This window comes from Arthrobacter sp. Y3221114, from assembly GCF_059092625.1.
Window position 1 is genome coordinate 19,254 of the sequence record NZ_JBNHHW010000005.1, and the last position, 21,259, is coordinate 40,512.

16 protein-coding genes are annotated in these 21,259 nt (G+C 65.8%); 7 read left to right on the forward strand and 9 right to left on the reverse strand.

Annotated elements, in window-relative coordinates:
* The first annotated feature begins 30 nt into the window (after nt 1–30).
* The 5 genes from pcrA (at nt 31) to AC5RV3_RS12280 (ending at nt 7,080) form a co-directional block, all read left to right on the forward strand.
* Nucleotides 31–2,427 carry a DNA helicase PcrA gene (pcrA, locus tag AC5RV3_RS12260; RefSeq protein ID WP_494122363.1) on the forward strand — a complete coding sequence of 799 codons (2,397 nt, stop codon included), beginning with the start codon at nt 31–33 and terminating at the stop codon, nt 2,425–2,427.
* Between the two features lie 76 nt (nt 2,428–2,503).
* Nucleotides 2,504–3,544, forward strand: a complete 1,041-nt coding sequence (locus AC5RV3_RS12265; RefSeq protein WP_494122364.1) for a mechanosensitive ion channel family protein — start codon at nt 2,504–2,506, stop codon at nt 3,542–3,544.
* A gap of 221 nt (nt 3,545–3,765) precedes the next feature.
* Nucleotides 3,766–4,929 carry an ADP-forming succinate--CoA ligase subunit beta gene (gene sucC, locus AC5RV3_RS12270; protein WP_494122365.1) on the forward strand — a complete coding sequence of 388 codons (1,164 nt, stop codon included), beginning with the start codon at nt 3,766–3,768 and terminating at the stop codon, nt 4,927–4,929.
* A gap of 18 nt (nt 4,930–4,947) precedes the next feature.
* Nucleotides 4,948–5,868, forward strand: a complete 921-nt coding sequence (gene sucD / locus AC5RV3_RS12275) for a succinate--CoA ligase subunit alpha (protein ID WP_494112925.1) — start codon at nt 4,948–4,950, stop codon at nt 5,866–5,868.
* A gap of 156 nt (nt 5,869–6,024) precedes the next feature.
* Nucleotides 6,025–7,080: a zinc-dependent alcohol dehydrogenase family protein gene (locus AC5RV3_RS12280; protein ID WP_494122366.1), complete on the forward strand. Its 1,056-nt coding sequence runs from the start codon at nt 6,025–6,027 to the stop codon at nt 7,078–7,080.
* A 31-nt stretch (nt 7,081–7,111) separates the two neighbouring features.
* On the opposite strand, the gene AC5RV3_RS12285 is transcribed toward AC5RV3_RS12280, so the two are convergent.
* From AC5RV3_RS12285 to AC5RV3_RS12295, 3 genes are all read right to left on the reverse strand, one after another.
* Nucleotides 7,112–9,595, reverse strand: a complete 2,484-nt coding sequence (locus AC5RV3_RS12285) for a GcvT family protein (RefSeq protein WP_494122367.1) — start codon at nt 9,593–9,595, stop codon at nt 7,112–7,114.
* A 108-nt stretch (nt 9,596–9,703) separates the two neighbouring features.
* A complete protein-coding gene (locus AC5RV3_RS12290; RefSeq protein WP_494122368.1) occupies nt 9,704–11,611 on the reverse strand; it encodes a BCCT family transporter in 1,908 nt (635 codons plus the stop codon).
* A 32-nt stretch (nt 11,612–11,643) separates the two neighbouring features.
* Nucleotides 11,644–11,994: a bifunctional 3-phenylpropionate/cinnamic acid dioxygenase ferredoxin subunit gene (locus AC5RV3_RS12295; protein ID WP_494112929.1), complete on the reverse strand. Its 351-nt coding sequence runs from the start codon at nt 11,992–11,994 to the stop codon at nt 11,644–11,646.
* 250 nt (nt 11,995–12,244) lie between these two features.
* Between AC5RV3_RS12295 and AC5RV3_RS12300 the strand changes: the two genes are divergently transcribed.
* Nucleotides 12,245–13,450: an NAD(P)/FAD-dependent oxidoreductase gene (locus AC5RV3_RS12300; protein ID WP_494122369.1), complete on the forward strand. Its 1,206-nt coding sequence runs from the start codon at nt 12,245–12,247 to the stop codon at nt 13,448–13,450.
* A 48-nt stretch (nt 13,451–13,498) separates the two neighbouring features.
* Complete coding sequence (locus AC5RV3_RS12305) at nt 13,499–14,644, forward strand: aromatic ring-hydroxylating oxygenase subunit alpha (RefSeq protein ID WP_494122370.1); 1,146 nt, start codon at nt 13,499–13,501, stop codon at nt 14,642–14,644.
* A 24-nt stretch (nt 14,645–14,668) separates the two neighbouring features.
* Here the strand turns inward: AC5RV3_RS12305 and AC5RV3_RS12310 are convergent, their stop codons facing one another.
* The 6 genes from AC5RV3_RS12310 to AC5RV3_RS12335 form a co-directional block, all read right to left on the reverse strand.
* Entirely contained in the window at nt 14,669–15,478 is an 810-nt protein-coding gene (locus AC5RV3_RS12310; RefSeq protein ID WP_494122371.1) for an IclR family transcriptional regulator, read from the reverse strand.
* 65 nt (nt 15,479–15,543) lie between these two features.
* Nucleotides 15,544–15,966 (reverse strand): cupin domain-containing protein, encoded by a 423-nt coding sequence (locus tag AC5RV3_RS12315; protein ID WP_494122372.1) that lies wholly within the window; start codon nt 15,964–15,966, stop codon nt 15,544–15,546.
* Nucleotide 15,967: 1 nt separating this feature from the next.
* A complete protein-coding gene (locus tag AC5RV3_RS12320; RefSeq protein WP_494122373.1) occupies nt 15,968–16,807 on the reverse strand; it encodes an IclR family transcriptional regulator in 840 nt (279 codons plus the stop codon).
* Nucleotides 16,808–16,894: 87 nt separating this feature from the next.
* Nucleotides 16,895–18,148, reverse strand: a complete 1,254-nt coding sequence (locus AC5RV3_RS12325) for a M24 family metallopeptidase (protein ID WP_494122374.1) — start codon at nt 18,146–18,148, stop codon at nt 16,895–16,897.
* 181 nt (nt 18,149–18,329) lie between these two features.
* Nucleotides 18,330–19,097 (reverse strand): creatininase, encoded by a 768-nt coding sequence (locus tag AC5RV3_RS12330; RefSeq protein WP_494113861.1) that lies wholly within the window; start codon nt 19,095–19,097, stop codon nt 18,330–18,332.
* Nucleotides 19,098–19,207: 110 nt separating this feature from the next.
* Entirely contained in the window at nt 19,208–20,968 is a 1,761-nt protein-coding gene (locus AC5RV3_RS12335; RefSeq protein ID WP_494122375.1) for a BCCT family transporter, read from the reverse strand.
* Between the last annotated feature and the right edge of the window lie 291 nt (nt 20,969–21,259).

Here is a 21,259-nt window from a genome sequence, read left to right on the forward strand (position 1 = left end):
GTCGGTGGCGGCTAATAGACTTAGGGAACCATGGATTTCCTCACCGACCCGGACTTCGACCCGCATGTTGCCTCTCCGCCCGCTCCGCATCTGCCCGGCGCCGAAGAGCTGCTCTCGGGGCTGAACCCGCAGCAGGAAGAGGCGGTCAAGCATGCCGGCTCACCGCTGCTGATCGTCGCCGGTGCCGGATCCGGCAAGACCCGGGTGCTCAGCCACCGCATCGCGTACCTGCTGGCCACCCGCCGCGCGCGGCCGGGGGAAATCCTCGCCATCACCTTCACCAACAAAGCCGCGGCGGAGATGCGGGAGCGGATCGAGTCGCTGGTGGGGGACCCGGCCAAGCGGATGTGGATCTCCACGTTCCACTCGTCCTGCGTGAAGATCCTGCGCCGCGAAGCCAAGCACGTGGGGCTGAACTCGAACTTCTCCATCTACGATTCGGCCGACACGCTGCGGATGGTCAGCCAGGTGGCCAAGGGGCTGGACCTGGACCCGAAGTGCTTCCCGCCCAAGTCCATTCAGCACAAGATCTCGGCGCTGAAGAATGAGCTGATCGACGACGAGTCCTACGCCTCCAGCGCCAATTATTCGGATCCGTTCGAGCAGGCGGTGGCCTCGGTCTACACCGGTTACACCCAGCGGATGCGCCAGGCCAACGCCATGGACTTCGACGACCTGATCGCGCAGGTTGTCTTCATCTTCCAGGCGTTCCCGGCGATTGCCGACTCCTACCGCCGCCGTTTCCGCCATGTGCTGGTGGACGAATACCAGGACACCAACCATGCCCAGTACCGGCTGGTGCGCGAGCTGACCAAGGAGTCTGAGGACGGGTCGGTGCCGGCCGGCGAACTGACCGTGGTGGGCGACTCGGACCAGTCCATCTACGCCTTCCGCGGGGCGGACGTGCGCAACATCGTCGATTTCGAGAAGGACTACGCGAGCGCGCGCACCATCCTGCTGGAACAGAACTACCGGTCGACCCAAACCATCCTGACCGCAGCCAACTCGGTGATCTCCCGGAACCCGGACCGCCCGGCCAAGCGGCTCTGGACCGCCGAGGGCGACGGCGAGAAGATCATCGGCTACGTGGGCGAAAACGAGCACGACGAGGCCCGCTTCATCACCGGCGAGATCGACCGGCTGCAGGACTCCGAAGGGATCCGCCCCGGCGACATCGCCATTTTCTACCGCACCAACGCCCAGTCCCGCTCCATCGAGGACTTGCTGGTCCGGGTGGGACTGCCCTACAAGGTGGTCGGCGGCACCCGCTTCTACGAGCGCAAGGAAATCAAGGACGCGCTGGCCTACCTGCGGGTCTTGGCGAACCCGGACGACGTCGTCAACCTGCGCCGCATCCTCAACGAACCTAAACGCGGGATCGGCGATCGCGCCGAGTACGCCGTCGCCGCGCTGGCGGAACGGGACCGGATCTCGTTCATGGAGGCGCTGCGCCGTGCCGAGGAGGCACCCGGCATGGCCACCCGGTCGGTGAACGCGGTCGCCGGCTTCGTGAAGCTGATCGACGACCTGGCCGAAGTCGCCGCCGGATCCGGTGCGGCCGCCGCGCTGGAGGCCGTGCTGGAGCAGACCGGCTACCTGGCCATGCTGCGCCAGAGCAGCGACCCGCAGGATGAATCCCGGGTGGAGAACCTGGCCGAGCTCGTGGCCGTGGTGCGCGAATACGAACGGGACAACCCGGAAGGGTCGCTGTCCGAGTTCCTGGAGCAGGTGGCGCTGGTGGCCGACGCGGACCAGATTCCGGACGCCCCGGACGCTAAGGCGGCGCAGTTGGCCAAGGACCAGGGCGTGGTGACGCTGATGACCCTGCACACCGCCAAGGGGCTGGAGTTCCCGGTGGTGTTCCTCACCGGCATGGAACACGGAATCTTCCCGCACCAGCGCTCCATGACCGACCCGGCGGAGCTGGCCGAAGAGCGGCGGTTGGCCTACGTGGGCCTGACGCGCGCTCGCCAGCGGCTGTACCTGACCCGGTCCGAGTCCCGCAGCATGTGGGGCCAGAGCCAGTTCAATCCGGCCAGTCAGTTCATCGAAGAGGTCCCGGCCGAACTTATCGACTGGAAGCGCGAAGGCACGGCCCGCCCGACGTTCGCGTCCGCGGGCAGCTTCGGGTCCAGCCGCTACGGCGGATCGCACTGGGGCGCCGGGGCCTCCGGCGGCCAGGACATCAGCAACATGCGCGGATCGGCGCCCTCGATCACCAGCGCCAAGACGCGGGCCGGACGCGTGCAGCCGCAGAAGGAAGTCATCGCGCTGTCCATCGGCGACAAGGTCAACCACGCAAGCTTCGGCAACGGGACGGTTTTGGGGCTCGAGGGTGCCGGCGACAAGACGGTGGCCAAGGTGAAATTCGACGCCGGCGAGAAGCGGCTGTTGCTGCGCTATGCGCCGCTGACCAAGATGGGCTGACCTCCGCTGGGAGATGCGCCACGTTTGCGACCGCGCATTTGGCAGCGGCATGACGGGGCGCTTACCGTTCTTATCCATGGACCACGTGGACATTAGGACTTTGGAACGGCTGGCAACCCCCGATTTTTGGCTTGACAAGCCGCTGCGCGTTTCGCTGATCCTGCTGGGTGGATTCCTGTTGAACATGGTGCTGCGGATGGTGATCAAACGCGTCACCGGAAAGATCGCCGATGGCGAGACCGCCAAGCTGGACAAATTCGACCCTGCGGCGCCCAAGAACACAAAAGACCCGCGCTACTGGCTGATTCAGGACTCGCCGATCGCCGCGGTACGCCGGGCCCAGCGCTCGAAGACGATCGGATCGGTGCTGCGTTCGATCACCACCATCGTGCTGGCCAGCATCACCGCGCTGATGGTGCTCACGGAGCTGGACTTCAACCTCGGCCCGGTACTGGCCAGTGCCGGCATTGCCGGCGTCGCCATTGGTTTTGGCGCCCAGACCCTGGTCAAGGACTACCTGTCGGGCCTGTTCATGGTGGCCGAAGACCAGTACGGCATCGGCGACGTGGTCGACTTGGGCGAGGCATCCGGCACGGTGGAGTCTGTCGGCCTGCGGGTCACCCAGGTGCGCGCCGTGGACGGCACGCTGTGGCACGTTCGCAACGGGGAGATCCTGCGGGTGGGCAACTCCTCGCAGGGCTGGGCGCGGGCCGTGCTGGACATCCCGGTACCGTACGACGCCGATGTGGAGAAGGTCTCCGAGTTGATTCTCAAGACCGCCATGGAACTGCGCATGGACGAGGACAACCGCAGGCTGATTTTGGACGACCCGGAGGTCTGGGGTGTGGAGGCGCTGACCGGCGAATCCGTGGTGATCCGGCTGGCCATCCGCACCAAACCGTTGGAACAGTGGGCGATCGCGCGCAAGATGCGGGCCCGCCTGAAGGAAGCCTTGGCCGCAGAAGGCTTGCGCATTCCGCTGCTGAACCAGACCGTGATCAGGGGCAGTGCACCGTCCGCCGCTATAGCGCAGGGTGGCGGCGCCGCACAGGCCGACGATGCCGCCCAGGGTGGGGACACCGCCGTCGCCCCTCAGGAAGGCAGCGGCAAGGGTTAGCCGTGCCGCCCCGTTACCCCAAGCCGTGACGATTCTACAAGTTGTAGAAGTGTGCCCTTGGCCACTAAAGCGGTACTCTGGGACCGGCGCCCGAGGCCAAAGGGGCTAGAGTTCCCCATGGAGCACTGCAGGCATCCGCACCCCGTCCGTGGTCACCGCCACGGCCAACCGCGGATGCCGCTCCGAGTCAGAAACGACTTCGACGTAGAAGGACACAACCCGTGGACCTGTATGAATACCAGGCGCGCGATCTCTTCGAGGCACACGGAGTACCCGTGCTGGCTGGAATCGTTGCGTACACCCCAGAAGAAGCCAAGGCAGCTGCTGAGAAAATTGGCGGCGTAGTTGTCGTCAAGGCTCAGGTGAAGGTCGGAGGCCGCGGCAAGGCCGGTGGCGTCAAGGTCGCCAAGACCCCGGACGAGGCGTTTGAACACGCTTCCAACATCCTCGGCATGGACATCAAGGGCCACACCGTCAAGAAGGTCATGATCGCCCAGGGCGCCGACATCGCCGAGGAGTACTACTTCTCCGTGCTGCTGGACCGCTCGAACCGCAACTACCTGGCCATGTGCTCGGTGGAGGGCGGCATGGAGATCGAGCAGCTGGCCGTGGAGCGCCCGGACGCCTTGGCCAAGGTTGCCATCGACCCGGCCGTAGGCATCGACCAGGCCAAGGCCGACGAGATCGTCGCAGAGGCCGGCTTCGCCGAGGACCTTCGCACGAAGGTGGCCGAGGTCATCATCAAGCTCTGGGACGTATTCATCAAGGAAGACGCCACCCTGGTTGAGGTCAACCCGCTGGTCAAGACCGGCGCCGGCGACATCGTCGCCCTGGACGGCAAGGTCTCGCTGGACGAGAACGCCTCCTTCCGGCAGCCCGGCCACGAGGAGCTCGAGGACAAGGAAGCCGCAGATCCACTCGAGTCCAAGGCCAAGGAACTGGACCTGAACTACGTCAAGCTCGACGGCCAGGTCGGCATCATCGGCAACGGCGCAGGCCTGGTCATGTCCACCCTGGACGTCGTCGCCTACGCCGGCGAGAAGCACGGCAACGTCAAGCCCGCCAACTTCCTGGACATCGGCGGCGGTGCCTCGGCCGAGGTCATGGCCGCCGGCCTGGACGTCATCCTCAATGACCAGCAGGTCAAGAGCGTGTTCGTGAACGTCTTCGGCGGCATCACCGCGTGCGACGCCGTGGCAAACGGCATCGTCAAGGCCCTGGAAATCCTGGGCGAGAAGGCCACCAAGCCGCTGGTTGTCCGCCTGGACGGCAACAACGTGGACGAAGGCCGGCAGATCCTGCTCAACGCCAACCACCCGCTGGTCACCCTGGCCCTGACCATGGACCAGGGCGCCGACAAGGCCGCCGAACTGGCCAACGCCTAAGGACCGAGGAACTAAAACATGTCTATCTTCATCAACAAGGACTCGAAGGTCATCGTCCAGGGCATCACCGGCGGCGAAGGCTCCAAGCACACGGCACGCATGCTGCACGCCGGCACCAACATTGTTGGCGGCGTGAACGCGCGCAAGGCCGGCACCACGGTCACCCACGGCGAGAAGACCCTTCCGGTGTTCGGCACCGTCAAGGAAGCCGTCGCCGAGACCGGTGCCGACGTCTCCATCGTCTTCGTCCCGCCGGCCTTCACCAAGGACGCCGTGGTCGAGGCGATCGAGGCCGAAATCGGTTTGGTCGTGGTGATCACCGAGGGCGTGCCGGTTCAGGACTCGGCCGAGTTCTGGGCGCTGGCGCAGTCCAAGAAGGACGCCGACGGCAACCAGATCACCCGCATCATCGGCCCGAACTGCCCGGGCATCATCACGCCGGGCGAGTCGCTGGTGGGCATCACCCCGGCGAACATCACCGGCAAGGGCGGGGTGGGCCTGGTCTCCAAGTCCGGCACGCTGACCTACCAGATGATGTACGAGCTGCGCGACCTTGGCTTCTCCACCGCCATCGGCATCGGCGGCGACCCGGTCATCGGCACCACCCACATCGACGCCCTGGCTGCGTTCGAGGCCGATCCGGATACCAAGGCGATCGTGATGATCGGCGAAATCGGTGGCGACGCCGAGGAGCGTGCCGCCGAGTACATCAAGGCCAACGTCACCAAGCCGGTTGTCGGCTACGTGGCCGGCTTCACCGCGCCGGAGGGCAAGACCATGGGCCACGCCGGCGCCATCGTCTCCGGCTCCTCGGGCACGGCCCAGGCCAAGAAGGAAGCCCTTGAGGCCGCGGGCGTGAAGGTCGGCAAGACGCCTTCCGAGACCGCGCACCTGCTGCGCGAGGTCTACCCGGACCGCGAGGAAGCCTCCAACCTCTAGGCCCCTCGCCAACAGCACCGAAGCCCGCCACCTGCGCAAGGTGGCGGGCTTCGCCGTTTCCGGCCGGTCGCAGGCAGAAGCGGCTGGCTTCGCCTGGTCCCGGAGGCCACCGGGACCCGGCTAGGCTGGAAAGACACCCACTGCACAGGAGGTTACATGCGCGCTGCCATTATCCACGGACCGGGCGACATCCGGGTCGAGGAACGCCCCGACCCGGAAATCCTTGCCCCCACCGACGCGATCGTGCGCGTGAGGGCCACCTGCGTCTGCGGTTCCGACCTGTGGCCCTACCGCGGCATCCGCGAGCCGGGCAAACCGCATCCCATCGGCCACGAACTCATCGGCGTCGTCGAGGCAACGGGCGACGCGGTGCGGACGCTGTCGGCCGGCGACTTCGTGGTGGCCCCGTGGGCGATCAGCTGCGGCGAGTGCCCGCCCTGCCGCAACGGCGTGCAAACCTCCTGCGAACACCGGGCCAGTTGGGGAGGCCGCGACGAGCACGGCCTGCCGGTCGACGGCGGCCAGGGCGAAGCCGTGCGCGTGCCCCACGCCGACGCTACCTTGGTGGCGGTGCCGGGCGTGACCGATCCCGGGGAGGAACTGGCCAAGAGCCTGCTCACGCTCTCCGACGTGATGGGCACGGGACACCACGCGGCCATCAGCGCCAAGGTGGGTCCGGGGCGCACCGTCGTCGTCGTGGGTGACGGCGCCGTCGGACTGTGCGGGGTGCTGGCAGCCAAGCGGCTGGGCGCCGAGCGGATCATCGCGATGTCCCGCCACGACGACCGGGCGGCACTGGCGCGCGAATTCGGCGCGACCGACGTCGTGGCGGAACGCGGCAAGGCCGCCGCCGAAAGGGTCAAAGAGCTGCTCGGCGGCGTGCTGGCCGATTCGGTGCTCGAATGCGTGGGCACGGCGGAGTCGATGGACCAGGCGCTGCGCTGCACCAGGCCCGGCGGATCCGTCGGCTTCGTGGGCGTCCCCGCCGGCGGCGCCGAACTGCCCATCGGGGTGCTGTTCTCCAAGAACATTGCCGTCGCCGGCGGCGCCGCGCCCACCCGCGAATACCTTCCGGAACTCCTCGAGGACGTCCTGGCCGGGAAGATCAATCCCGGCAGGGTCTTCGACGCGGTCATGCCCCTCGCCGACGCCGCTGAAGCTTACCGGGCCATGGACGAACGGCGCGCCATCAAGGTGCTGCTGCGGCCCTAGCCGCGGCCAGGCTCCCCGTCAGCGCAGACAGTCAGCCGCGCAGGCGTTCCATGCCGGGATCGACCAGCGGTTCGGCGGCGACGGTGGCCGGAATGCGGCGGCCGAAGTACTCGATCTCGACGCCGTCTCCCTCCGCGGTTTGGGCGGGAAGCCAGGCGTACGCGATCGGCCGGCCCACCGTGTAGCCGAAGGCCGCGCTGGTGACGTAACCGGACGGGACGTCGTCCACGTACACCGGCTCCTTGCCCAGCACTACCGACCGGCCGTCGTCGATGGTCAGGCAGCGCAGCCGGCGGGCCGGAGCGCCCGCGGCGGCCAGCGCGGCATCGCCGACGAATCCGCCCTTGTCCGACTTGACCGCGAACCCGAGGCCCGCCTCCTCCGGCGTGTGCTCGGTGGTCATGTCGGTGCCCCAGAGCCGGTACCCCTTTTCCAGCCGCAGGCTGTTGAACGCGGCCCGGCCGGCGGCGATGATCCCGTGCTCCTGCCCGGCCTCGAACAGCGCGTCCCAGAGCCTGAGCCCTTGGTCGGCCGTGGTGTACAGTTCCCAGCCCAGCTCGCCTACATAGGAGAGCCGCATCGCGGTGACGGTCAGGCCGGCAATGCGCACCTGGGCCGTGCGGAAGTACTTGAGCGAGTCGTTGCTGAAGTCGTCGCTGCTGACCTTGGCCATCACGTCGCGGGCCAACGGCCCCCAGAGCCCGATGCAGCAGGTGCCGGCGGTGATGTCCTCGACCCGCACCCACTGGGCCGGGTCGGTGTGCGACTGTGCCGCTGCCTCGCCGCGCAGGTACTCGTAGTCGGCGTTGTTGTTGATGCCTGCCTGGAACCGCTCCGGCGCCAGCCGGGCCACCGTGATGTCGCTGCGGATGCCGCCGCCGGAATCCAGCAACAGGCAGTAGGTCACCGCCCCGGGTTTCTTGTTGAGCTGCCCGGTGCCCAGCCGCTGCAGCAAGGTCAGGGCGCCCGGCCCGGACACCTCCACCCGCTTGAGCGGGGTCATGTCATACATGGCGACGGCGGTGCGCGTCTTCCAGGCTTCGGCCGCGGCGATGGGGGAGTGGTAGCGGGCCGCCCAGGCGTCGCGCTCCGGTTCCCGCCAGTCCTGCGGCAGCGCCGCCAGCAGCGCCGCGTTGGCCTCGTACCAGTGCGGCCGCTCCCAGCCGCCGGATTCCAGGAAGACCGCGCCGAGCTCCTGCTGGCGGCCGAAGAACGGGCTGGTGCGCAGGTTCCGCGGGGATTCGCGCGGCTGCAGCGGATGCAGCACGTCATAGATCTCCACGAAGTTCTGCTGCGACGTCTGGCTGATGTACTCCGGCGCCAGCTGCACATCTTCGAACCGGCGCACATCGCATTCATGCAGGTCCGTCCGCGACCGTCCGTCCACCAGCAGCTCTGCCACTGCCTTGGCCACGCCCGCCGAATGGGTGACCCAGACGGCTTCGGCCAGGTAGAAGCCGGCGACGTCCGGGGACTCGCCGATCAGCGGACCGCCGTCGGGGGTGAAGGAAAAGACGCCGTTGAAGCCGTCGGCGATCTGCGCGCCGTGGAGTGCCGGCAGCAGCCGCTGGCTCTCCCGCCAGGACGGTTCGAAGTCCTCCGGCGTGAAATCCAGCCGCGACGGCATGCGGTCTTCGGACACGTCCGCCGGCGGGACGGCGGAGAGTTCGTCCAGGTTCACCGGCATGGGCCGGTGCGCGTAGGAACCGATGCCCAGCCGGTCGCCGTGCTCGCGGAAGTACAGGTCCGCGTCCTGATGGCGCAGGATCGGCAGCCGGGCGCCGTTGGGCAGCTCGTTCCGACCGGCCAGCGCGGGCAACGCCGAGGTCTTGACATACTGGTGAGCCAGCGGGAGCAGCGGCACCGTCATGCCGGCCATGGCGCCGATCGTCGGCCCCCAGAACCCGGCACAGCAGACCACGATGTCGGCGGGCACCCTCCCGGCGTCGGTCGCCACCGCGGTGACCCGTCCGCCGTCGTGCTCAATGCCTGTCACGGTGGTGGAACCGCGGAACTCGACGCCGGCGGCGGAGGCGCGGGCGATCAACAGCCGGACGGCGCGGGCCGCGAGGGCCAACCCGTCGGAGGGGATGTGCAGGCCGCCCAGCACGCTCCCGGCCGGCAGCAGCGGATGGTGCTTCTCGCACTCATCCGGATCGATCAGCCGGGCCTCGACGCCCCAGGACGCGGCGAAGCCGGCCTTGCGCTTAAGGTCATCGAACCGCGCGGGCGTGGTGGCCACCTCCAGCCCGCCCACCTGGTTGAAGCAGGAGACGCCGTCGGCCGTGAGCGAGCGCATTTTGCCCACGGTGTAGCCGGCGAATTCGGTCATGGTCTTGGACGGATTGGTCTGGAACACCAGGCCGGGGGCGTGCGAACTCGACCCGCCGGCCAGATGCAGCGGGCCCTGCTCCAGGACGGTCACGTTCGTCCAGCCGTGGGTGGCCAGTTCATCCGCCAGATTGGCGCCGACGATCCCTGCTCCGATGATGACGATGCGCGGGGTAGTGCTCATGCGGTAATGCTCCTTGAGGTAGCAGGGCGGGGCAAGGGATGAAGGGTCAGGCGTTTGTGCGGTGCGGCGGGCGCCCCGGTTGCACCGGTCCGCCCGCCGCAGGGCGGCCTAGGCGGGCGGAGAAGCTGCCGGGCACTTCCCTTCGGGACACGTGTCGTCGCATTCATGCTTGGTGACCAGATCGAACCTGCTGCCGCCGTGCTGGCCCACCCCGGAACGGATGGCGCGCTCCACCACAGAGTCGGCCAGCCGTCGGCGCAGCGCCAAGGGATCACGGCGCAAGTCCTTGGCCAGCGCAATGCACATCAACAGCATCACCAGGACGAACGGCAACGCCACCACGATGGTGATGTTCTTGAGTCCGTTCAAGGCTTCGGCCGGCTGGTCTCCGCCGGCGAGCAACATCACCGCAGCCACCCCGCCGGTCAGCGCACCCCAGAAGATCACGACGCCGCGGGAGGGCTCTTCGGCCCCGTTGGAACTGAGGGAAGCCATCACCAGCGAGGCCGAATCGGCGCCCGTGACGAAGAAAATTCCCACCAGCACCATCGCCAGGATCGCCACCGCGCCGGCCAGGATGTTCGGCAACGGCAGGTTTTGCAGCAGATCGAAGAGGGCGCCGTCGAAGGAGATGGTCGGTTCGCCGTCCACCATGTCCACCAGCCCGTCGCCGGTATCCGGTGTGGCATCCGCTGCGGCCTGCACGCCGAAGCTGGCGCCGCCGAAGATCGCGAACCAGGCGACGCTCACAATGCTTGGCACCAGCAGCACGCCGGTGACGAACTGGCGGATGGTGCGGCCGCGGCTGATCCGGGCAATGAACATGCCGACGAACGGTGTCCAGGACACCCACCAGGCCCAGTAGAACACCGTCCAGCCGGACATCCAGCTGCGCAGCGCCTCGTCGCCCACCGCTTCGGTGCGGGAGGCCATCTCGGCCAGGTCGCGGGCGTAATCCCCGACGGCGGCCGGCACCAGGTTCAGGATGAACAGCGTGGGCCCGGCAATGAACACGATCAGCGCCAGGATTACGGCCAGCACCATGTTGATGTTGGCCAGCCACTGGATGCCGCGGCGGATTCCGGAGACGGCCGAGGCGATGAAGCATGCCGTGAGCACGGCGATGATGACCACGAGCACGCCCGTTGCCAGCTCGCCAACCCAGCCGTTGAAGGCCAGGCCGCTGCCGATTTGCAGGGCGCCGAGGCCGAGCGACGCGGCGGTGCCGAAGAGGGTGGCGAAGATGGCCAGGATGTTGATGAACTTTCCGGCCGGTCCCTCCACCGTCTTGCTGCCGAACAAGGAGGTGAAGATTGCCGAGATCAGCTGTTTGCGGCCCAGCCGGTAGGTGCCGTAGGCCATGGCAATGCCGACGACGGCGTACATCGCCCACGGATGCAGTGTCCAGTGGAACAGCGAGGTGGCCATCGCCGTCTGGATGGCCTCTGGCGTCTGCCCGTCGACGGTTCCGGGAGGCGGGGCGATGTAGTGGTACATCGGCTCCGCCACGCCGTAGAACATCAGGCCGATGCCCATGCCGGCGGCGAACATCATGGAGATCCAGGAGATGGTGCGGAACTCCGGCTTTTCGCCGTCCTTGGACAGCGGGATGTTGCCGAACCGGCCGATCGCCAGCCACAGCACAAAAACCACGAAGAGCGAGGCCAGCAGAATGAACAGCCAACCGGTATTCTCCATCACCCAGTTCAGGACGGTGACCGAGGTGGTGCCGAGGTGCTCGGTGGCCAGGAAGCCCCAGGCTACGAACGCGACGGCGAGGACGCCTGCCACGGCGAAAACCGTCTTGTCCAAGCCACCGCTCGTCCGGTGCCTGCCCGCGACCGCCTGCTCGTTCTCGCTCGCACGAAGCTCGGCCAGGATCCGGGCGTCGTCCTCGGTGTCCTCTCGCCCCGGCGGCGCGGCAAGCGGTCCGCCCGAGGGCTCCGGGCCAAGCACCTGCCGGACCTCGTTGTCGGGTGGCCCATCATCAACTGCAAGATCTTTGTTCACTGACATGTAAGTTCCTTTGTTGGATGACGAAGGCCCGGCTACACGTGCCCGTCGACCCGCAGGCCGGGCGGGAGATTCGGGACCTCTTCTGATTCCTGGACCATGATGATGCCGTCCACGACGGAGACGCCGTGGACGCGGACCGGGAGTTTGGCCGGCGGCGCGTCCACTACGCCGGTGCGCAGATCAAACTTCGACGCGTGCAGCGGGCACTCGACTTCGCAGCCCTCCACCCAGCCGTCCGCAAGCGAGGCGTCCTGGTGGGTGCAGGTGTCGTCGATGGCAAAGAGTTCGCCCTCTTCCGTGTGGAAGACCGCGATGGGAGGCGAGGTATCCAGCCGGATGGCGTCGCCGGGTGCTAGTTGGCTCAACGGGCAGGCTTTGTGCATGGAGCGGCTTCTTTCGCAACGCCACAGCGTGGCAAGTTCCGTCATGAACAACGTTGTCCACGATAGGCAACAGTGTGCCGGGTCACGATCTGTTGTCAAGGGTCGTGGGAAAATCTTCATCCACTTGACGTCGTGAACCCTTGACACGCGGGGAATCTTTCTTCACTCTGTTTCACATAGCGCACCGAGTTGCGCACTGTGCTGCTTGTTGAAACCGCCGTCGATCCTCCTGCCGTGAGAGGCCCTACCCATGCAGACCCTCGTCATCATTGGAGCTTCGCTGTCAGGGCTCTCTGCCGCCCGGGCAGCACGCGCCCAAGGTTTTGCCGGCCGCCTGATCGTCGTTGGGGAGGAAATCCATCCGCCCTATGACCGCCCGCCGCTGTCCAAGGACTTCCTGGCCGGCCGGATTTCGGAGGCGGACTTGGCGCTGGTCGCCGGGGACGACGAGTTGGACGCCGAATGGATCCTCGGTGTGAAGGCCGTAGGCCTCGACCCTGAGTCGATGACCGTATCCCTCAGCGACGGACGGACTCTCTCCGCGGACGGATTTGTCGTGGCCACCGGATCCTCCGCCAGGGTGCTGCCCGAAGTCGATGGCTGTGCGAACGTGTTCACCCTCCGCACGCTGGACGACGCCCGGGCGCTGCGCGGGCACCTGCTGCCCGGTCGGAAAATGGTGGTGATCGGGGCGGGTTTCATCGGCGCCGAAACAGCTTCGACGGCCCGTGCCGCGGGCCTCGACGTAACCGTCGTGGAGCGGTCCGCTGCACCGTTGTCCGGAGCCCTGGGCGCAGGGATGGGGGCGGCCGTCGCCGGACTGCATTCGGCCGGCGGGGTGGAGATGCTGTGCGGCAAATCCATCCGGTCCTTCCGGACCAGCGGCGGAAACGTCAGCCACGTGGTGCTCGACGACGGACGGGAGCTTCCCTCGGACATCGTGTTGGTGGGCGTTGGTGGGCAGCCGAACACCGACTGGCTGCTCGGCTCCGGAATCCGCTTGGGCAACGGCGTGCTCTGCGACTCGATGGGCCGTACCAATCTCCCCTCGGTGGTGGCCGTCGGCGACTGCGCGGCCTGGTGGAACCCGCGGGCAGGGGCGCACGAACGTGTTGAGCACTGGACCGGAGCCCTTGAGCAACCTGCCGTGGCGGTGGCAGCGCTGTTGAATGACGCAGCGGCAGCGGCGCCGGTGAATCCGCCCTATTTCTGGTCCGACCAATACGGCTCGCGAATTCAGTTTGCCGGCCATGTGCACGGACACGACCGGGTGGAGATTGAGCACGGCTGCGTCGAAGACAACAGTTTCCTGGCCGTCTACTACGCCGGAACCGACCCCGTCGCCGTGCTGGGCGTCAACCAGATCCGCCAGTTCACCAGGTGGCGCAAGTTCCTCAACCGGGAAGCCGAGCGCTCCGTGGACGCACGGTCGGGCGAGTTCGCCACCGCCTCCTGATCCGCATCACCAATTCCCTCCCTGCCAGTTCTGCCCAAAGGAGTTCGCATGACCGCCGAGATGGTTTCGGATAGCTTGATCGCCACCTTGCCCGGCCGGACTTACGTCGACGACGACGTCTTCCGTGCTGAGCAGGAACACATCTTCGAAGAGATGTGGTTCTGCGCGGTCCGGTCGGCCGATCTGGGCAAGCCCGGCGCCTACCAAACCGTGCAGATCGGCCGCGAATCGGTCATTGTCACCCGCAACCGCAAGGGTGCGGTTCGGGCGTATTACAACATCTGCCGACACCGCGGCGTCAAACTCTGCGTGGACGAAAAGGGGGAGGCGGGACGTTCTTTCCAGTGCCCGTACCATGCCTGGACGTACGACTTCGACGGCAAGCTCATCGCTGCGCCCAACTTGACCAAGATGCCGGACATCGACCGGCAGAAGTACGGGTTGGTGGACGTCCCGGTTCGCGAATACCTGGGCTACGTGTGGTTGTGCCTCGCGGATGAACCGCCGTCGTTCGACCAGGATGTGGTCGGGGCGATCGAAGAGCGGTTGGGCGACGCCGGCGCAATCGACGGCTACGACATCGCCAACCTCAGCCTGGGCCGGCGGATCACCTACGACGTGAAGGCCAACTGGAAGCTCATCATTGAGAACTTCATGGAGTGCTATCACTGCGCAACCATCCATCCGGAGTTGACGGAGGTGCTGCCGGAGTTCGCCGACGGACTGGCCGCACAGTACTTCGTGGGCCACGGCGCCGAATTCGGCGAGGACGTCAAGGGCTTCACGGTGGACGGGTCGGAAGGCCTGGAACGGATTCCGGGCATCGCCGACGACCAGGACCGGCGGTATTACGCCGTCACGATCAAACCCACGGTCTTCGTCAACCTAGTGCCGGACCATGTGATCATCCACCGGATGTTCCCGCTGGCCGTGGACCGGACCGTGGTGGAATGCGACTGGCTGTACATGCCCAGCGTGGTGGAAGCCGGAAAGGACCTCACGGCCTCTGTGGAACTCTTTCACCGGGTGAACCAGCAGGACTTCGATGCGTGCGAACGCTGCCAGCCGGCGATGGGGTCAAAGATCTACGCAAACGGCGGCGTGCTGGTGCCCAGCGAGCACCACATCAGCGCCTTCCACGCGTGGGTCACGGACCGCTTGTCGGTGGAACCCGCGGAAGCCGTCGTCAGCTGACAGCGGCCGGCGACGGCGGGGCGGTCAGATTTCCCGTGAGTGGCCCATCCGGGCGCTGATGTCCTGCCCGGCCTGCTTGATGTCCTCGACCAGCCCGTCGATCTGCTCGGGCTTGAACCGGAAGGCCGGGCCGGAGATGCTGACCGACCCGATAACGGTTCCCAGGTGGTCCCAGACCGGAACAGCAATGGAATTCAGGCCGATCTCGAATTCTTCCTCGACGACGGCGTAGCCCTGGGCGGAGACCTGGAGCAGCTCCTTTTCCAGTTTCTGCCGGGAGGTGATGGTGTTCGCGGTCTGCGCCGGCAACCGGGTTTCCTTGACGATCTTTAGCCGGTCTTCGGACGTGAGCCCCGCCAACAATACTTTCCCGCTGGATGTGGCGTGCAGGGGCGTCAGGCTGCCGATCCAGTCGTAGGTCGCCAAGGTGGACGGACCTCTGGCCTGGTCCACGTTGACGGCGAAATTGGAACGCAGGACTGCCAGGTTCACGGTTTCCTTGTACTGTTCTGCCAGTCGTTCCAGCACCGGCCGGGCCTCGCGCACCAGGCTCAGGTTCCCCGGGATCGAGTTCGCGAGCCGCAGGATCCCAAAGCCCAGCTGATATTTGCCGCGCTCGCTGTTCTGCTGCACCATGCCGCGCTGGTCCAGCGATGCCAGCAGCCGCGAGGCGGTGGACTTGTGGACGCCCATTTCCTCGGCGATGTCGCTGACACCGGCAGCGCCACGGCGCGCCAGGATCTCGAGCACGGTGATGGCGCGGTCCACAGACTGCACGCCGCGGTTCAGGTTCTCCGGCGACGCCTCGTCGTCGAACTCTTCAGGATCGGCCATAGGACCATAATCTCATTGCCTGCGCGGACGTGGGGCCGCCGCGGAGGGAATGACCCGGAGCGCCGTCAGTCCGACGTTGCCTCGGGGGAGCGGGCGGCCCGGGCGGCACGGTGTGAGCCGAAGGATGAGTAGTCGGCCGAGCCGGGCTCTCCCCAGACCACGAACACCCGCAGGGGTCCGCCGCCGGTGTTCGCCAGATCGTGCTCAGACCCCACCGGGGCGAGCACGGCGTCGCCCGGGTGCAGATGGTGGACCCGGCCGTCCACGGTCATCCGGGCCGTTCCTTCCATCACCACGTAGAGTTCTTCGAGCGCGCGGACGCCACTGGGATGGGAATGCATGCCTTCGGTCCCGCCCGGCGGCAACTCCCACGTCTGAACCGCCACGGGCAGGCGGGACTGATCCTGAAACAGCCACTGCATCTTCACCGGGGCGCTGCCTTCGTGGAGGTTGTAGGCGAAGGCGAACTCGCCGCGTCGTTCCAGCAAGTTAGGTCTCCTCGTCGGCAGGCAGTGCTGCTGCGGGGTGGCTCCCCATCCGGACCGAAACCTGGCGAGCAGCTTGGCGGCAGGCTTCGGATATTGTGCCCAACACGTCTTCGGAAATCCGGAATCGGGGAGCCGCAAGCATGACGCAGCCGGCAACGTTTCCGCGGTGATCGAAGACAGGAGCAGCAACGCCGACTTCCTCCGGTGACGTCTCGCCGTAGTTGGTGGCCAGGCCATTGGCTGCGACCTCTTGGAGCCGGACGGTGTAGGCATCCAGGGCGCCGACCCCGCTGTCGGGGAGGATCACGTCCCCTTGGGCGATCAGGCTACGGACCGTGTCCGAGCTGACTTGCGCCAGGAAGACCTGGACGGACGAGCTGAGAGCTGTGTTGTACCTGGTACCCAGAGGGGTCGTGTGTTTGACCTGCTGTGGGCTCGCAATTTGTTCGACGCAGACCGACTCGCTGCCGTTCCAGACCATCAGCGCGCTGGTCTCGCCGATGCGGTCCGTGAGTTCCTGCAGCACCGGATACGCTGCCCGGCGCACATCGAGATCGGCGAGCAGGGGGCCGGTCACGGCGATCAGGCCGAGGCCGAGTTTGAACCGGCGCGTCGACGGATCCCGCTCGACAAGATCCTCCTGCTCCAGTGTGGCCAGGATGCGGGAAACCGTGCTCTTGTGCAGTCCCACGCGAGAGGCAATTTCGGTGACGCCCAGCAGCGGCGTTTCGACACTAAAGCAGCGCATCACCTCGATCGCATTCAGGATGACGGAGGTCCCGCGTGCATCGGAGGAACCGGCAGTGCCCTTCTTGTTGGTGGCATCTGCAGTTTTATTCATAGTGCGTTCCATTCTTGCCAGTTAAAAGGCAGTACGGCGCAACCGGTTCCAGTTGCGCCGCACAGCATTTCACCAGCCCGAGACGGGTCAGGCGTCGATGATGTTGTGTTCGGGGCCGAAGCCGAATTTGGTGATGTTCTCGGCGCCGTTTTCGCCGATCACGAGGATGTCGTGTTCGCGGTAGCCGCCGGCGCCGGGTTCGCCGTCGGCGACGGTGATCATGGGTTCCATGGAGACGACCATGCCCGGTTCCAGCACGGTCTCGATGTCTTCGCGCAGTTCCAGGCCTGCTTCGCGTCCGTAGTAGTGGGAGAGGACACCGAAGGAGTGGCCGTATCCGAAGGTGCGGTTCGGGAGCAGTCCGTGGCCGATGTAGATTTCGTTCAGCTCGGCGGCGATGTCCTTGCAGACGGCGCCGGGTTTGATCAGTTCCAGGCCGCGGCGGTGGACTTCGACGTTGATGTTCCACAGTTCGAGCGAGCGTTCGTCCGGCTCGCCCAGGAACATGGTCCGTTCCAGTGCAGTGTAGTAACCGGAGGTCATGGGGAAGCAGTTCAGGGACAGGATGTCTCCGCGCTGCAGTTTGCGGGTGGTGGCCCAGTTGTGGGCGCCGTCGGTGTTGATGCCGGACTGGAACCAGACCCAGGTGTCGCGTACCTCGCGGTGCGGGAAGGTGCGGGCGATTTCATGCACCATGGCCTCGGTGCCGATCAGCGCGACTTCGTATTCGCTGATGCCTTCGCGGATCGCGGCCTTGATAGCCTCGCCGCCGAGGTCACCGATGCGGGCGCCGTGCTTGATGACCTCGATCTCTTCGGCCGACTTGATCATCCGCTGGCGCATTGCGTCCTGCGAGACGTCGAGCAGTTCGGCGCCCTCGAACGCGGCCTGGATGCGCTGGCGGGTCATCAGCGGCAGGGCGTCGTCTTCGACGCCGAGGCGGCGTGCGGTGACGCCGCGCTGGCGCAGTGCTTCCTGCAGGGCGAAGTAGAAGTTGTCGCGCTTCCAGTCCGTGTAGACGATGTTCTCGCCGTAGCTGGTGCGCCACGGCATGCCGGCGTCGATGTTCGCGGTGACGGTGACCGAGTCGTCGGCGGTGACGACCAGGGCGTAATTGCGGCCGAAGGTGGTGTAGAGGAAGTCCGAGTAGTACTTGATGCCGTGGTAGCTGGTCAGGATCACGGCGTCCAGTTCCTTGGCGGCCATGATCTGGCGCAGGCCGGTCAGCCGGCGTTCGAACTCGGCGTCGGAGAAGGTCAGCTGCTGCTTTTCGCCGATGTGCAGAACCTTCAGGCGTTCGAGCTCGGAAACCGAATTCGTGGTCGATGCTTCGAGGGACATGATGACTCCTTCTGGGTGTGTGGGCCAAGTGGCCTGGAGGTACCGGCCCGTCCTCGGCGATGCCGGAGGGGATAAATGCCAGCTAAAGAAGGTGCGGAACTGTTGCATTCGCTGCAACTCGGTTGCGTTGAGTATGTCTTGCGATGTGCGCCACGTCAAGAGTTGCCGTGTCGTGACCGGGTCATCGTTTGAGCTGAAGTTCCTGAACGATGTCCATGGCAAGGGCGTCTACGACTTGGTCGAACAGGATCTTGCCTTTGACGGCGTCAGAGCCAGTGGGGGAGGAGAGGCATCCGGTGGCAGGCGTCCGCGAGGCAACGACGGGCAGGCGGTCGAACCTGGGCAGGTCTGCGGGTGGGTGGTCGACGCTTCGTTCCAGGTTCACCAAGCTGGGCTCCAAGTGCAGCATGAGCGATGTCTCCAACACTCCGCCGTGTTCGATCTCCCATCCGGGGAAGCCGTTGGGATAGACGGTCTGCAACGTCTCCTGGGAAACGTAGTCCCAATAGGACAGCAGCAGCACGCTGCGGTCGTCGCCCTGGCCGATGCCCAAATCGCCGAGCGCGAGGTCTATGCCTTCGTAGAGGAACTGGTAGTTCTCGAAGTGGCCGTTGACGAAGACGATGTTCCTCACGCCCTGCCGGAAGAGCGAAACCGTCAGGCTTCTCGTGAGGCCGATCATCGTTGCAGCATCGAGGCTCGTGGTGCCGGCAAGATGATTGCCTCCGCCAGATTTTTGCTGGGACTTGTAGCCGTAGGTGATGGGCTGTGCGACCAGCGCTCCGGCAGCCTCCGCAACAGCCGCGGCGATGCTGGTCGATAACAAGGCGTCTGTCCCCAAGGGCAGATGCGGCCCGTGCTGCTCCAGGGCTCCGACCGGGACCAGTACGACTCCGCCGGAGCCGGCGTTCAGCCATTCATTAAAGGTGTGGGCGTCGGTTTCGGACATGTGGATACTGGATGGGCGTGCCGGCGTGGGCAGGTCTGGATCCATTCTGCTTCTCCTGAAGGGTGCGGGCTCGGCGGGGCGGCGGCCCCGCCGAGCCATTGGTGGTGGGGCTAGTCGATCTGCCGGGTGGGCAGTCCGTCCGCGTCAACGAAGTCGTCTTCGACGCGGTGGTTGGGGTCGTTGATTTCCTTCTCGAGGCGTTTCACTTCCTTGTTCCGTATCCTCAGCCGCCGGATGAGGTTGGCGATCATGAGGAGTATGACGAACGCGAAGGGGAAGCCGCCGATGATGGTGCCGGTTTGCACTGTGTCCACGACCGAGGTGCCGCCGATGGACAGCAGGATCAGCGCGACGGCGGCGATGCTCGCTACGAGGACCACACGGAACCAGGGGCCGGACTTTTTCGGCGCCGACACGAACTCCGCCAGGGCGTAGGCGCCGGAATCGAGGCTGGTGACGTAGTAAGTGGCGACGAGGATCGTGGCGACGACGAGGAGCAGCCCGCCGACAACCGGAATCATGGTGAGCATGGAGAACAGGCCGCTGGACGTGTCCGCGGCGACATCAGATGAAATGGAGCGGTCCGAGATGTTGTCGTAGTGGATGGCGGTCGAGCCGAGGATTCCCACCCAGACCATGACGATCAGGGAGGGGACGACGGTTACTCCGATGACAAACTCGCGGATGGTCCGGCCGCGGGAAATCCGTGCGATGAATCCGGCGACGAACGGTGAGAAGGCGATGACCCAGCACCAGATGAAGACGGTCCACCACCCGTTCCAGCTGTCCTGCCAGGATTCCAGGGGGGCGGCTGAGGTTGGCGCATCCGTCCAGAAGCTCATCGGGATGAAGTTGTAGAAGAACGAGCCGAAGGTCTGCGACATGTTGGAGATAATGAAGGCCGCCGGCCCGAAGATAAAGACGGCTGCCATGAGGACGATGCTCAGGATTGAGTTCGCTTCGCTGATGCGCTTCATGCCCTTGTTGACGCCCAGGAAGGCGGACACCGCCGTCAGACCGCCCAGGGCAATGATGACGCCTATCCAGAGTGCGGGCCCGGACGGCAGGCCGGTAAACGAGGAGAGGCCGGAGGTGAACTGCAGGGCGGCGAATCCGAAGGAGGTGGCCAGCCCGAGGACCGTGGCCATGATGGCCAGGAGCTCTACGACGACCCCCGCGCCACGCTGGGCGCGCTTGGGCAGAATATCCACCGTGGCTTCCCGGAAGGTGAGGGTCTTGCCCAGATTATGGTGCGAGTATGCCAGGCAAACCGCTACGACGCAGTACATGGCCCAGGCGGTCAGCCCCCAGTGGAAGTACGTCCACACCATCCCGCCCTCGCCGGCGGCGGCAGGAATAACAGGGGTTTCATCGCGGAGCATGATCGGTTCGGCGACGGACCAGAAGATCAAACCGATGCCCTGCCCGCAGGCGAACAGCATGGAGTACCACGCGAATTTGCTGTGTTCAGGCTTGGCCTTGGGGCCGCCCAGGCGGATCCTGCCCACCCTGCTGACCGTCAGCCAAACACAAACGACCACAGCAATGATCGAATAGAGGACAAAGAGCCAGGTGAAGCCCGAGGTAACGAACGTGCGCAGTTGGCCGATCACATCCGCGGCGCCGCTGGGATTCGTGGTGACGGCGACAATGAGGGCGATGATCAGGACGGGCGGCAGGATTTTGATGATCGCCCGATCAAGCGGCGGGATTAGTCGGCCACGGAATCGCGGGAGTTCTACTGTGGACGGCACTGCTTTGTGCCCGGCCGTGGTCTTTTCCTCGGCTTGGTCGGGAGTGACTGCGGTGTCATCCCCGGCCCCGGCAGGAGTGGTGCCAATGGGTTGTTGTTCTTGCTCGTGAACGGACATGCCAGCGTCCCTTTCGGTGGGCGACCAATACGTGGTCGGCTGCGATGGTGTCTATCGGGTGAGGAGCAGGGTGACGCAACATGATGTTGCAGTAGCGGCAACACAGTTGCAGCAAAGCATACAGTGAACGAAGTCACAGTCAAGGGGAGATTCTTGGCGCCAACTGGTGCTTGGGGTGGCCCCTGCATCGGGGCGCAGATCGCCTTGGCGCAACCGGACTGTTTAGGGAGGGCGTTTATTGGGTTCAACCGCCGGTCGGTGTCCATTAAAGAATGATCGAGTGTGCCGGCG

What these genes read in the sequence shown, in the direction of transcription:
- pcrA (WP_494122363.1), top strand. Translation starts at nt 31, where the DNA reads ATGGATTTCCTCACCGACCCGGACTTCGACCCGCATGTTGCCTCTCCG.
- AC5RV3_RS12265 (WP_494122364.1), top strand. Translation starts at nt 2,504, where the DNA reads ATGGACCACGTGGACATTAGGACTTTGGAACGGCTGGCAACCCCCGAT.
- sucD (WP_494112925.1), top strand. Translation starts at nt 4,948, where the DNA reads ATGTCTATCTTCATCAACAAGGACTCGAAGGTCATCGTCCAGGGCATC.
- AC5RV3_RS12280 (WP_494122366.1), top strand. Translation starts at nt 6,025, where the DNA reads ATGCGCGCTGCCATTATCCACGGACCGGGCGACATCCGGGTCGAGGAA.
- AC5RV3_RS12285 (WP_494122367.1), bottom strand. Translation starts at nt 9,595, where the DNA reads ATGAGCACTACCCCGCGCATCGTCATCATCGGAGCAGGGATCGTCGGC.
- AC5RV3_RS12290 (WP_494122368.1), bottom strand. Translation starts at nt 11,611, where the DNA reads ATGTCAGTGAACAAAGATCTTGCAGTTGATGATGGGCCACCCGACAAC.
- AC5RV3_RS12295 (WP_494112929.1), bottom strand. Translation starts at nt 11,994, where the DNA reads ATGCACAAAGCCTGCCCGTTGAGCCAACTAGCACCCGGCGACGCCATC.
- AC5RV3_RS12300 (WP_494122369.1), top strand. Translation starts at nt 12,245, where the DNA reads ATGCAGACCCTCGTCATCATTGGAGCTTCGCTGTCAGGGCTCTCTGCC.
- AC5RV3_RS12305 (WP_494122370.1), top strand. Translation starts at nt 13,499, where the DNA reads ATGACCGCCGAGATGGTTTCGGATAGCTTGATCGCCACCTTGCCCGGC.
- AC5RV3_RS12310 (WP_494122371.1), bottom strand. Translation starts at nt 15,478, where the DNA reads ATGGCCGATCCTGAAGAGTTCGACGACGAGGCGTCGCCGGAGAACCTG.
- AC5RV3_RS12320 (WP_494122373.1), bottom strand. Translation starts at nt 16,807, where the DNA reads ATGAATAAAACTGCAGATGCCACCAACAAGAAGGGCACTGCCGGTTCC.
- AC5RV3_RS12325 (WP_494122374.1), bottom strand. Translation starts at nt 18,148, where the DNA reads ATGTCCCTCGAAGCATCGACCACGAATTCGGTTTCCGAGCTCGAACGC.
- AC5RV3_RS12330 (WP_494113861.1), bottom strand. Translation starts at nt 19,097, where the DNA reads ATGTCCGAAACCGACGCCCACACCTTTAATGAATGGCTGAACGCCGGC.
- AC5RV3_RS12335 (WP_494122375.1), bottom strand. Translation starts at nt 20,968, where the DNA reads ATGTCCGTTCACGAGCAAGAACAACAACCCATTGGCACCACTCCTGCC.